Origin of the sequence: Pseudoalteromonas sp. Hal040, assembly GCF_037162425.1 — a bacterium.
Lineage (GTDB): Bacteria > Pseudomonadota > Gammaproteobacteria > Enterobacterales > Alteromonadaceae > Pseudoalteromonas > Pseudoalteromonas gelatinilytica.
The window spans coordinates 1,470,836-1,484,509 of sequence record NZ_JARLUU010000001.1 but is presented as its reverse complement, the minus strand read 5'-3'; the positions used below and the strand labels follow the sequence as shown (position 1 = coordinate 1,484,509).

9 protein-coding genes are annotated in these 13,674 nt (G+C 40.6%); 2 read left to right on the top strand and 7 right to left on the bottom strand.

Annotated elements, in window-relative coordinates; all coding sequences use genetic code 11:
- Positions 1 to 31: 31 nt before the first annotated feature.
- A complete protein-coding gene (locus P4S60_RS06645) occupies positions 32 to 580 on the bottom strand; it encodes a TIGR00645 family protein (protein ID WP_119851937.1) in 549 nt (182 codons plus the stop codon).
- Between the two features lie 238 nt (positions 581 to 818).
- Here P4S60_RS06645 and P4S60_RS06640 point away from each other — a divergent pair, with 238 nt between their 5' ends.
- Entirely contained in the window at positions 819 to 1,061 is a 243-nt protein-coding gene (locus P4S60_RS06640; protein WP_063705707.1) for a hypothetical protein, read from the top strand.
- A 65-nt stretch (positions 1,062 to 1,126) separates the two neighbouring features.
- Here P4S60_RS06640 and P4S60_RS06635 read toward each other — a convergent pair whose 3' ends face one another.
- The 4 genes from P4S60_RS06635 to P4S60_RS06620 all read right to left on the bottom strand — a co-directional run bounded on the left by P4S60_RS06635 (position 1,127) and on the right by P4S60_RS06620 (position 8,307).
- Positions 1,127 to 1,312: a YrhK family protein gene (locus P4S60_RS06635; protein ID WP_337115420.1), complete on the bottom strand. Its 186-nt coding sequence runs from the start codon at positions 1,310 to 1,312 to the stop codon at positions 1,127 to 1,129.
- A gap of 9 nt (positions 1,313 to 1,321) precedes the next feature.
- Positions 1,322 to 1,777 (bottom strand): carboxymuconolactone decarboxylase family protein, encoded by a 456-nt coding sequence (locus P4S60_RS06630; RefSeq protein WP_119851939.1) that lies wholly within the window; start codon positions 1,775 to 1,777, stop codon positions 1,322 to 1,324.
- Between the two features lie 135 nt (positions 1,778 to 1,912).
- On the bottom strand, positions 1,913 to 4,573 hold the full coding sequence (gene topA / locus P4S60_RS06625) for a type I DNA topoisomerase (RefSeq protein ID WP_337115419.1): 2,661 nt from the start codon (positions 4,571 to 4,573) through the stop codon (positions 1,913 to 1,915).
- A gap of 308 nt (positions 4,574 to 4,881) precedes the next feature.
- Positions 4,882 to 8,307: a hypothetical protein gene (locus P4S60_RS06620; protein ID WP_337115418.1), complete on the bottom strand. Its 3,426-nt coding sequence runs from the start codon at positions 8,305 to 8,307 to the stop codon at positions 4,882 to 4,884.
- A gap of 192 nt (positions 8,308 to 8,499) precedes the next feature.
- Between P4S60_RS06620 and P4S60_RS06615 the strand changes: the two genes are divergently transcribed.
- Complete coding sequence (locus P4S60_RS06615; protein ID WP_063705719.1) at positions 8,500 to 9,831, top strand: dicarboxylate/amino acid:cation symporter; 1,332 nt, start codon at positions 8,500 to 8,502, stop codon at positions 9,829 to 9,831.
- Between the two features lie 74 nt (positions 9,832 to 9,905).
- Here P4S60_RS06615 and sohB read toward each other — a convergent pair whose 3' ends face one another.
- Together sohB and P4S60_RS06605 are read right to left on the bottom strand one after the other, a co-directional pair.
- Positions 9,906 to 10,922, bottom strand: a complete 1,017-nt coding sequence (sohB, locus tag P4S60_RS06610) for a protease SohB (RefSeq protein WP_337115417.1) — start codon at positions 10,920 to 10,922, stop codon at positions 9,906 to 9,908.
- A 113-nt stretch (positions 10,923 to 11,035) separates the two neighbouring features.
- Entirely contained in the window at positions 11,036 to 13,468 is a 2,433-nt protein-coding gene (locus tag P4S60_RS06605; protein WP_337115416.1) for a VolA/Pla-1 family phospholipase, read from the bottom strand.
- Positions 13,469 to 13,674: the final 206 nt, after the last annotated feature.

Here is a 13,674-nt window from a genome sequence, read left to right as displayed (position 1 = left end):
TTGCAGGGCTTTTTTATGACTAATCGTGGTGTTAGTGGTTCATGGTTTTACTATTAATGTAATCTGTTAGTGCAAATAACACACCCGACACCACAAATGTGACATGAATGAGTACCTTCCAGAGTAATTCATCCGTTGAATGACTGTTTGAGCTGATGAATACCTTCAAAAGCTCTACAGCAGAGATGGCAACAATGGCGCTTATTAACTTCATCTTAAGACCTGAGAAACCAACCTTCCCCATCCACACTGGTCTGTCTTCGTGATTTTCTATATTCAACTTTGAAACAAAGTTTTCGTAACCACTAAAAATAATGATCAGCAAGAGCCCTGCTAAAAGCGCAGTATCAACTAAAGTTAAAATTCCAACCAAAAGCTCTTGATTTGACGCTGTAAACGTATTTAAGGCCATACTGTACAAGTATTTAAAAAACTTTAGCAGCAGTAATACCACAGCGACTAATAAGCCAATAAAGAATGGTGCTAATAACCAACGCGAACGAAAAATAAAACTCTCAACAATTTGCTCTAGTTTGGTTGGTACTTTCTTTACTTTTGAATGAGTCACTTGTTCAGACATAACTAAAATCTCTTTCCTTTAAAATTAACGAGATAATACGTGGAAACAAAACGCTATTACCAGCATTGTAGGTTAAAACAACGCTGATTTTTTGCTTATCTTTACGATAAAAAAATTTCGTTATCTTTTTTAGAGATTTAGTTTATAAATTCACTCAAGCAAAGTGAGATACACATTGCGCACCATTACTGTGCAATTTAGCCGGTAATAATTAATTTTGTTGATTAGGAATAATTAAATGAAAAAAGCATTGCTAGCACTAATTTTGGCACCTGTTTTAAGTGTGTCTGCAACAAATGCAATCGCTAACGAAGCACCTGAAGCATCAGCTGAAATGATCAAAGAATACACTGAAATGTGTTTAAACTGGGCGAAAGATGATGACATCAGCAACGAAGAATTAAAGCCATATGTTTTAAAATGTGTAAACGATGAGCTTGAAGCTGAAGGCTATAAAAAAGTAACAGACGTACAAATCTAATTAGACGTTTGAAAGAATAAGAAAAAACCGGAATGACACAATGATGTGCGCTCCGGTTTTTTATTTTAATGGCTATTAAAATCTGCCACAGCACTTAATAAAAATAATAACGAACCTATCATGAATAACACCACACCGACTGTGGCGTACTCTATAAATGCAGGTAAAAATAAAGTACTGCCGAAGAAAAACGCACATGCTGATGTGATATTGACTAACGCGTTGACCTTAGGGGCAAGTGTAAACTTCATATTCATTTCCTATTCTGTTAATTCAGGGATAAAGTGAAACGCTTTAACTATACGATTCCAGCTGTTTATCTCTAATACAACCGTCGTTAGGGCCACGATATCTTTTTCGCTAAAGATAGCCGACACTTGATTGTACACATCATTTTCAACATGCTTATCAATGATATTTGTTAATGACTCAGCCCAGGCGAGTGCAGCTACTTCTTCTTGTGAGAATACTGGTACTTCTCGCCACGCTGCCAGTACATCTAGTCGCTGTTGACGTTCACCATGGCTTCTGAGCTCTGCTGAGTGCATATGCTGACAAAAACCACAGCCATTAATTTGCGATACTCTGAGTCTGACTAAATCAGCGAGCTTCGCGGTTATATTTGTACCTTCTGGCAGTGTGCTCAGCCCTGTTAAGTGTTTAACGAGGCCGGGGTTAAGTGAATATACTTGCTGTTGTGATAAACGTGTTTGCATTTTAAATCTCCTGTCTTGATGTTGATGACACAATAACAACAGCCTAAAAGCAAAGATTGGTAAAAAACGACATTCGCAGGAGATAAAAACAAAAAAGGGATTGCAACTGCAATCCCTTTCGATATGAAGGTAAATTTACTTCTTAGCCGGGGCTTTTTTCTTAGCTGGCGCTTTCTTTTTACTCTCTTCTACCCACTTACCACTTTGATAGTGAGCGGTCCAACCTGTCGCTTTGCCATCAACTTCACTCATTACATACTGCTCTTTATTTTTGCGGCTGTAACGAACAATTGATGGGTTGCCATCAGGATCTTGTGTTGGCGCATCAGCTAGATAATAAAACTTTTCAGAGATACGGTCTTTAAATCGCTTCAGCTCTTCCACTTTAGGTGCGCGTGTCTCACGTGATTTAGGGAAGGTATTTGCCGCTAAGAAAATACCTGACGCACCATCACGCAGTACAAAATATGCCTCTGACTTTTCACACTCAAGTTCTGGTAAATGAACTGGGTCTTCTTTTGGCGGCGCGGCTTCACCGTTTTTAAGTAATTTACGTGTATTTTTACATTCTTCATTACTACAGCCAAAGTACTTGCCAAAACGACCTGATTTTAACTGCATATCTGAGCCACATTTATCACATTCGATAATTGGACCATCGTAACCTTTAATTTTAAAGGTACCTTGTTCAACGATATAACCCTTACAAGCAGGGTTATTACCACACACATGCAATTTACGCGTTTCGTCAATTAAGTATGAATCCATTGCCGTTTCACAGATTGGGCAACGCTTCATTTGCATCAATGATTCTGTTTCAACATCTTCAACATCGGCAGCAATCGCTTCATCACCAGGCACCAAATTCATGGTTGTTGTACAACGCTCTTTAGGTGGTAAGTTATACCCCGTACAACCTAAGAACACACCCGTTGAGGCGGTACGAATACCCATTTTACGGCCACAGGTTGGACAATCGATATCTGTCTCAACCATTTGGTTTTGACGCATACCCCCTTGCTCTTCATCACCTGAAGCAATTTCCAACTGAGTTGAAAAGTCTGCATAAAATTTATCGAGTACTTGTGTCCATACGCGCTCACCTTCTGCGATATCATCCAGGCGACCTTCCATCTTAGCGGTAAAATCAAAGTTCATCAGATCTTCAAAGTTTTCGACTAAGCGGTCTGTAACAATTTCACCCATTTTTTCAGCGAAGAAACGGCGATTTTCAACGCGTACATAACCACGGTCTTGAATCGTTGAAATGATTGATGCATACGTAGAAGGGCGACCAATACCACGTTTTTCTAATTCTTTAACTAAGCTTGCTTCACTAAAACGTGCAGGTGGTTTTGTAAAGTGCTGTTTAGGGTCTAACTCCACTAATGTGAGTACTTCACCCTCTTTAACCGCAGGCAGCGACTGGTCTTCTTCATTCTTTTTACGAACAGCTGGCTGAACTTTTGTCCAACCATCAAAGCGAAGTACACGACCTTTTGCTTTTAACTGATAATCACCTGCGCCTACCGTTAATGTGGTTAGGTCATATTCAGCTGGTACCATTTGGCAAGCAACAAACTGACGCCAAATAAGTTCATACAGTTTTTTAGCATCCGCTTCAACGCCGTCTAAATGACCAGACAACACGGTAACGCTTGAAGGACGAATCGCTTCGTGCGCCTCTTGCGCATTGCCCTTAGAGCTATAACTAATTGGGGCTTTTGGTAAATACTTTTCACCAAATTGCTCTGTCACGTAATCACGACACATTTCAACAGCATCTTTCGATAGGTTTGTTGAGTCGGTACGCATATAAGTAATGTGACCCGCTTCATATAAGCGTTGTGCCAACATCATGGTCTTCTTAACACCATAACCTAGGCGTGTACTTGCTGCCTGTTGCATGGTTGAGGTAATAAATGGTGCACTTGGTTTACTTTTACTTGGCTTTTCTTCAACGCTAATGACCTTGTACTGGGCTTTTTCAAGTTCATTAACGGCAGACATTGCCTGTGCTTCATTTACAGGCTTAAAAGCCTTATCAGCGTGTTTAGTCACTTCTAAGCGAAGTGAAGCTTCGCTATTTTTTACATCGGCATGCACATCCCAAAACTCTTCTGGAATAAATGCTTTAATTTCGCGCTCACGCTCAACAAGCAAACGCACTGCTACCGATTGCACTCGACCTGCTGATAAACCACGAGCAACTTTAGCCCACAGCAATGGCGACACCATAAAGCCCACAACACGGTCAAGGAAACGTCGCGCTTGCTGCGCGTAGACCATGTCAGTGTTTAGCTCACCCGGTGTTTCGAATGCCTGTTGAATTGCATTTTTAGTTATTTCGTTAAAAACAACTCGCTTATACTTTTCAGGTTCGCCACCGATAATTTGTTCGAGGTGCCATGCAATCGCTTCCCCTTCTCTATCCAAATCGGTTGCGAGATAGATTTTATCGGCGTTTTCAGCAAGTTTTTTTAATTCTTGAACAACTTTTTCTTTGCCCGGTAAGACTTCGTAATGCGGTTCCCAACCTTTTTCAGGATCAATACCCATACGGGCAACAAGATTTTTATAATCGCGTTGCTTTTTATAGGCAGCTTTTTCTTCTGGTGACATTTTTCGAACTTCTGCAGGCGTTTTTGTTGCTGCAGTTTTCGTTTTGCCCGAACCTGAAGTTGGTAGATCACGCACATGTCCAACGCTGGACTTTACGATGAAATCGTTACCTAAGTATTTATTAATTGTTTTTGCCTTTGCTGGAGACTCTACAATTACAAGTGATTTGCCCATAGTTGCCTATTTCTGACCGAATATTTTAAAAGTTTTTTGCCCTTATAAATGTATATCCATCACATTAAACAAATAAGTATGATTTTTTAACATTGGAGCACGAATATTTATAGGTATATCTACAAACACCAATTGTTACAAGCTTTTAATCGAAACTTTTCTTCATTGAGTGAATAATTAAACAATTTTTGTTGCTAATTTAGTCAATGTGGTGTTTTGCGGTAATTTCAAGAGGAATATATAGAACAGCAACAAAAATGCCAACCTTCTGGTTGGCATTTTTTTAAATTTAAACAAATAACTACTTATTAGCCATCGTCACTAATTGCTATTGTAGCAGTTGAGACATTGTCTTTGCCTGTAGTGAATTCAACTGTTAAGAAACCATCTGTTTTATCATTTGGATCAGCTTCACGGCTGATAGTCAGTGAAATCCCTGTAGCCACAGTTTGACTTGAATTACCAATGTCAAAACCAGAGGTGCCACTGTAATCACCATTATCAGAACTTACAGCAACCGTTGTACCCGATGGCATTGGATTGTTATAAATATCAGAGAAATAAAGCTCAAAGCTCAGTGCTGCTAACTGATTACCCGAATCAGCAGTAGTAATGTTAATTGAGCCTAAATCACAGTAGTCAGTATTCGCTGTCGCTTCTAAACGAGCGATAATTGCACCTGACTGAGTATCTGCTTGTCGATAAATAGTACTACAGTTCTCAATATCCACAGCAAGTTGCATCGCATTATCTGTGAATACAGTTGGATCGTCCTCTGTTGTTTCAGCGAGTGCTTCAGCAAAGCGATTTCGAAGCTCATCTTTTGTTACCACGAAGCGACTGTATGCAAAGCTCCCTGACATAATGATCTCAAACGAATCACGAACATCAATTAGCTCTTTTGTACATAAGCTTTCAAATGTTGCATCTTCATCAGGTGTTGTCGCATCTTCAGAACACTCAAGGCCGTTATACTTGCCATCAGCAAGTGTATACATCTCATTTAAGTCAATATCGAAGTTCTCTTCAGTATGACCTGCATTTGTGTTCGTTGCGCTACATGGGTCGCTTGCATCACCTTCTTGGCAGTTTTCAGCAGCCTTTGTAATCGTAGCTGTAACAGGATCATAAATTGCCGCTAAGCCATCATAAACACCATTTTCATTATGATCGACAAAGGCTTCTGGTAAGTCATAACCACTATAATATTCGTTTTTATCAAAACGACCATTACCATTAATGTCGATAAATGACTCTTGACCTTTGGCTGTCACAAGCACTGTTGCACGGCCACCAAGCGGTACACCATCATCATCAAACGCGGCATTTAAAATGCCCGCCATACAAGGTGCTGCCACACCAAAATAAAGGTCGCAGTTAATTGCACTTGTTTTTGGATTAGTGCTATTAATTTTGTTGCCCCATTTATCCTCGCTAAATGGAATCGGATTTTGTGAACGCCACTGTGCAACGCACGCACCATCAACAGTATTACATTCAAGTTGAGGATTAAACTCCTCACCATCTAGTGTCCCTACAGCGCCACCTTCTGTCGTTAAATAAACCGACGTGCCATCTGGTACTGGGTTATTGAAGTGGTCTGCAACATAAACCGAAATATCTGTGGTATCACCAATATAATTTAATGCTTCAATGTTGATGACTTCTGGGCCAGCGGTAAAGCTATTACCATCTGGTAATCCAGAGCTGATAGAAACAAGATCTGAAACGCTGGTTACTTGCTCATCAAGTGCAACTAACGAAAGTTCCCCTGTCGGACATGATACATTGCTATCACGGTCTGCTTCATCTAGAAGACATTCATCATAAAGCTCTTTCCAACAGGTCACATTGTTGTTTTGATCCGTTGGGATTTGATCATCAGGAATATAACAAGCTTGTACACGCACTGCTTGCGGCACAAAACCAGAGTTAATTTGGATGCGCGCTAAGCCTTCTGAGTCAGTTGAGACACTAGCATGCGAGTAACCGCTTGCATCAGTTACTTCAGAGAGAGAAATACCACCATTGGTCGAACTTAAACGAAAATCTAAACGTTTTTGTTTTGCTACATTACCAATCGCATCAGTAAGTTTAAATGTAAGTTGACTTGTTTCCTGGCGTGACACACCACCCGTGCCTTTTAATGCAAGCACATTAGCAGACGCTTCAACAAATTCGATTGCGCTTACTTCAGCAGCCGATACTGGCACATTTACTGATACCACTTTTGGCGTACCACCAGTTAATACTGTCGCCGTTACTGTATCGCCCTGCGAAGTGTTACAGCCGTTGCTTCTGTAAGTTGCTGTTGCAATGCCGCTAATACTGGTTGCGGTTTCATCCATTACAGATAAATCTGACTCAACACACCCTGAAGTGAACTCAACATCAAGAGGCGAAACATATAAATCACCTGATGCATCGTAAATTGTAACCGTGATGACAGTTGTCGCACCTGCAGCAAGCGGCACAAATTCGTCATCAATAACATTACCTGAGTCATCTAGCTTGTTATACAGACCATTTGAAATTTCAACGCTCAACTCAGCTGTTGCAATTTCAAATGCTTTTGAAGAAGTCACAGACTTAGCAGTCACAGTAACCTCGCCCGCACCACTATTTGCGCCAGGCTGTAATTTTAAAATGGCAAAACCAAAGTTATCAGTTAGCGCTTTACCTGATTCTGGTAATAAACCACCAAGATCAGTCGAAAGCTCAGCAATAATACCGTCGATACCGTCACCCGAGCTTGTATCAGTTACTTTGACCATGACATCGATAAGTTCGTCAGATGAGAACTGATTTACAACCGTACAGCCTGACGTTAAGTAAGTCGTTTCAAGAGATGTTGTACTGCGATTAGCGTCCCAATCAGTCGCACAACCTTGAAGTAATTTAATATCAAGTTCAGCTTCAGCACTTTCGACAGGAGCATCATCACCATTTGAAATAAACCCAGCTACTTTTGTAATGCTGTTACCACTTTCATCTGTGTAAGTAGCCACAACTTGTCCTGCACCTTTAGAGTCGCCACTACTAAGTGTAACGTATGCCTCACCGTTTTCGTCCGTTAAAGCAGTGCCCAATACAGGCGTGATTTTACCTGTATAGTTCGTAGTAAATGAAATAAGTTGCCCATCCAGTGGCGTATCATCATCAAGTAAAGTCGCAGTAACCGTACCTTTGTTATCTTTGCTTACTGGGTTATCAAGGGAGAATGGCTGGCCTGAACTATCTACGATGTTCAAGCTAAGAGTCACACTACCACTGACACTTGAGTCATCGGTTTCAGAACCATCAGAAGTAAATCCAAAGGTATCAGTGTAGGTTTCACTGTCGATTACATATGTAGCAGTAACAATCCCCGCACCAGCAGTATCGCCCGCAGTTAACGTAATAGATGCCACACCGTCTGTATCGGTTAGGTCGGTACCAGAAACAGGATCTAGTAAACCGATATCGCCATTGAGGCTAAAGTTAATTACAGCACCAACTACGGCTTCATCATTGTTAGTGAGTGTTGCCGAAATGGTTAACGGTGCGTCTGCTGTAACTGCATTCGCTGTTTCCGTCGTTGATTGGCTGTAACCCTGAACAGACACAACATAGTTTGTCTCTACGGTTGTGCCATCATCTCCGTCTGATGAATCACTGTCTAATGATCCACCACCGCCACAGGCGGCTAACAATGAGATGAAAACTAAAACACTTAGCCATCGCAATAAAGGCATCGACCTCTCCCTAGTTAGCTATTTTTTACTTATTTGATTGTTTACCTAATATTAACCTAAAAATTAAACGAAGATCATAATTTTTTTCCTTTAAAGGCAACGAATTTATTTCACTATTTATCGAATTTTTCTGTATAAAAATCTTCATGCTGGTAGTCTATGACAAAATTTATAAAAAAATAGTCTGGGTGTATGTCAAAAGTACGATCTTTAAGCCTTACATCTCGTATCATGGTAGGTATGGTACTAGGTGTAATCGTTGGTTTTATCTTCCAAGCCATTTTAGCGGGTGAAGACGATTTCCTTATTCCACTAGGGTTATTCTCTTTACCAATTAAAGCATTTTTTGTTGATGGTATTTTCCATGTTGGTGGTCAAATTTTTATAGCAAGCTTAAAAATGCTTGTCGTGCCACTGGTTTTTGTATCATTAGTCTGTGGTACTTGTAGCTTAAGTGACCCTAAAAAATTAGGCCGTTTAGGTGGCAAGTCTATTTTGCTTTATTTAGCGACAACAGCAATCGCCATTACTGTTGCTATTACTTTAGCCTTATTAGTGAATCCTGGTGAGGGCATTAACTTACCTTCTGATGCTAACTACAGTGCAAAAGAAGCACCAACCCTTGCACAAGTCATTATTGGTATGTTCCCAACAAACCCTATTGACGCTATGGCAAGTGGTAACATGCTACAGGTTATTGTGTTTGCATTACTGTTTGGTGTTGCTATGGCCCTAAGTGGTAAAGCAGGTCAACGTGTTGCAAGTGTATTCGAAGACTTAAACACAGTAATCTTAAAACTTGTTACCCTGCTAATGAACATTGCACCTTATGGTGTTTTCTTCTTAATGGCTAAACTATTCACTACCATTGACTTAAAACTTATTAAAAGCCTTGCTTTATACTTTGGTGTAGTAGTATTCGCGTTGTTGTTCCACGGTTTTGTTAATTACAGTGTGCTGTTAAAAATGTTCACCGGTCTTAACCCTGTGATGTTCTTAAAGAAGATGAAAAACGCCTGTCTTTTTGCATTTAGTACATCTAGCTCAAGTGCAACTATGCCTATTACCCTTGAAACGGCAAGCAAGAAATTAGGCGCACATAATTCGGTTGCTTCGTTTACTGTACCTTTAGGCGCAACCATAAACATGGACGGCACAGCAATTATGCAAGGTGTTGCGACCGTGTTCATCGCACAAGTATTTTCAGTTGACTTAACAATTTCTGATTACTTAATGGTTATTTTAACTGCAACTCTTGCTTCTGTTGGTACTGCGGGTGTGCCAGGTGTTGGTCTTATTATGTTAGCCATGGTGTTAAACCAAGTAGGCTTGCCTGTAGAAGGTATTGCTATCATCATTGGTGTTGACCGCTTACTTGATATGACGCGAACCGCTGTGAACGTAACAGGTGACTGTATGGTGACCTGTGTGGTCGCAAAATCTGAAGGTGAGTTTGATGAAGACGTATTTAACGATCCAAATGCCGCCAAAGATTTAGAGGATTACCATAAGTCGATTAAGTAATGACTTATTTGTAGCCAATAAAAAACCCGCTAACTTAGCGGGTTTTTTATTGGCATTTTTCTTTTGCTCATTGGTTATGGGTTTAAGCCTTTTAAGCGAGACATTAAACTAACACCCGCTTTACTGACCCCTGAACTTAAACCAACGGCGAGCTTATCGCTTAAATTCTTCTTAATACGATACTTGACTTTATAGATTTGACGCTCTTTCGCTTGGCTCAATAAAATATCATCACTGGTATCAATCTTATCAACTAAGCCTTTATCAAACGCTTGGGTAGCAAACCAATGCTCACCGGTTGCAACAGTATCAATATCAAGAGACGGACGCTGCTCACTAACAAAGGTTTTAAATAAACCATGAGTTTGTTCAATTTCTTCTTTGAATTTTTCACGGCCTTTGTCGGTATTTTCACCAAAAATAGTTAACGTACGCTTGTACTCACCTGCTGTAATTTGCTCAAAGTCCACATCATTCTTTTTCAAAATTTTATGAAAGTTAGGAATTTGCGCAATAACGCCAATCGAGCCAACAATTGCAAAAGGTGCCGCCACTATCTCATTGGCAACACAGGCCATCATATAGCCACCACTTGCCGCAACCTTATCAATCGCAACAGTTAAATGAATTCCAGCATTGCGTATGCGTTGTAGTTGAGATGCAGCCAGACCATAGCCGTGAACCACACCGCCGCCGCTTTCAAGGCGTACCAGCACGCGATCTTTTTCTTTGTCAGCGATGGTTAAAATAGCGGTAATTTCTTCTCGTAGACTTTCTACTTCGTGGGCATCAACACTGCCATTAAAATCAATTACATATAAACGTGATTTAGGCTCGTCGTTTTGCTGTTTCTTTGCTTCAGATTTTTGCTGTTTTTGGTGAGCCTTGAGCTCTTTTTTGGATAAGGTATTTGCTATAAAACTTTGTTTTAAATCATCAAGTTGCTCACTCAAATCATCAATTGTTATCTCCCCTTTCTTCGCTTTGGGTTTTACTGCAGCGCCCATGATAATGGCGACAATCACCGCAAGTGCGATGACAAATGTGAGGGTCTTTGCAAAAAATAACCCGTATTCATATAAAAATTCCAATCAAACTCTCCATTTATTAATGCATCGGCACAATTTACCACGCTTTAAAGTAAAAAAAGCCACATAAAGTGGCTTTTTACTTAATTGGTTTTACTTAATTAGTAAGGTTTCGATTATTCTGTAACAACGTCTGGGTTAGTAATCTGAAGATATTGACCACGGCTTGCTAAGAACGTCGCGATTTGCAATTGCATTTCTGTAGTTGCTGCAGCACTTTCTTCAGCAGTCGCACCAGAATCAGCGGTTGCAACAGGTGTTAACACTGAGCTGTGATGGCCTTTAGTGAATTTAACCACATAGCTCATTGCATCAGCTGTCGGGCCTTGTGTTTCAGCAACAGTTGATAAACCCATTAGGTTAGCAAGAGGTAAGCTACCAGCAATTGGGTTGCTTGATACCGTTGGTGGAATAACCATATCAGCATTGTTGTTAGCACCATCACCTACTACAACACTCATGTACACTGGTGTGCCAAGCGCTGCAACAGATGCTGCATAGTTAGAAGGGTCACCACTATCAAGTGCTGTTTGCGCAGCAAAAGCAAACTGAGTGATCACACTTTGAATATTCGCTAGTTTTGCAGTTTCACCCGCAACCGTTAACGCACCAATATACTCTTTATAAGCACATGTAACGAAGGCTGTTTGATTAGCAGCAAGCGCACCACAGTTTGATAACGCTTCATTTTGAGTATAGGCACCAAACTCAGCTGACTCATCAATACCCGCAGCAAGTAATACAGAGCCTTGTACAAATGGACCAAATGTATTTGACTCAATTAAGAAGCTTGCGATACCACCGCCACCACTGGCAAGTGCCACACTTTTCACGTTAAACATTGGATCAACTTGGTCAGCAAGCGGTGCATTAGTCACAGCAACAAATGCTGGAGCAACTACCGAGCCCAATGAATGACCTAAGAATGATACATCTTGTGCATTTAAATCAGCAGCACCTGTAAAGTTAAGACCTAAGCGTAAGCCAAGTAAATCAGCAACTGACTGACGTAAGCTATCACGCGCTACTAATAACGACTGTAAATTCATATAGCTTAATACAGAACCTGTAGAAGCATTAAAATCATCAGTACCGTCACCATCTACATCAACACCACGCTCGCCATGCATAGGGTGATCAATTGCTGCTGTTGCAAAGCCTTGCAGTGTTAGCTGCGCTGTAATTGCTAACATATCTTCTTTTTTAGAAGTAATACCGTGCTGAAGAATAACAACAGGCCAGCCTGTCTCAGGCATGCTTAATGCGTCTAAGCCAAGCTGAGCTCGCACTGCATTGATCACAGGTAAAATTGGTTTAGTAATTTGCACTGGCACATTAGCGATACTTTGTGTTTTTGGAATTGTGTTGTACTTAGTTAGGTGTTTAGTTTGATCTAAGCCTAAATCTCGTAACTTGCCACCACTTAACGCCATACAAAGGCCATCAGTTTCGCTAATAGGGTCTGTTGGGAATGAATCACCCGCTGCTGCTGCATAACCTAATACAGCTACACCACTGTCACAGAGACCTTGCCAATACGTTGCAGATAAATCGGCAATCGTTTTGCCGGTTGGTGTGGCTAAATACATAGGTAACATCACGCTACCCTTTTGATATTGCACACCACCAAATACAGGTGACACACCGGTAATACCTTGCGATGCGAATACTTGCTCAACTGTAATAACTGGTTGCTCAGGAATTTGCACCATCGGCGTTGGTAGTGCATCTTGCGTTAAACTTGCGGCAAGAAGTTGCTTTACTGTGCCAAGCACTTGACCTGCAGATTGCATAGTCATCGCAGCAGAATAGATAATTTCATCTTTTGTGATGGCACCGCCCGATGTCACTGCATCTTCATAGCTATTGATAACTGCTTGAAGTGACTTTTGCGAATCAGTAATAAGGGTTGTCTCTTCGCTCACTAGCGCATATGTTGAAGATGGCTCAATTGAACGACCTTCTGAGTCCATTAATGACGTTGTCAAAACATTAATGTAAGTACTGCCAGCTTTAAATGGTTTAAGTGGGATCACAGCTACTGCATCACCAGAACCTTGAGTGACGAAGTCTACGCCAAAGGTTAATTCAGACACTAGTTTACAAGCAATACCTGCAGGAACTTGCGAGCAAGTTTCATCTGTTTGGCTTGCACCCATTACAACTTCAAAAATACGCACAGCGCCTGGTGAAGCAGCAGATGTCATATCAAGAGAGATTCCCGCAGGGAAAGTTAAATCGATTTTAAACGGAGTTTGTGTTGACCAGCCATCAAGCGCACCCAGTGCTAGTTGCGGATCAGCATAAGCTGCGCGTTCAACACTGAAATTGTTGTCGTCTAATTCACCCGGTATGTTTAAAGTACCATCAAGGGTACCACTCATCAGTAAATCATTCGGTACTGAGATTACACTGTTCGCTGGGTCAAATTTTACTGTCGCGGTTGGGAGAACAGGAGGATTATCATTTTTAACATCTTCTAATGTTTCTCCTCCACCACAGCCAGTAATGGCTGACGCAATGGCTAGTGAGAGTAGCAGTTTTTTCATAATTTCGCTCCGCGCAAATCTTATTGTTATTGTGTGTTCAGGGTTAAAAGTAGTTATTCTACTACCTTTATTCTAAGTTAATTTAATGTAATTAGATTATTAATAAGACATTAGACCAGTTAAAGTTAACGTAAAGTTTCAATTTTCGCCACCTTAATTTGCAATAAATTCGATAACTTGGCTTTTTGCTATGGTAAAATGATGAA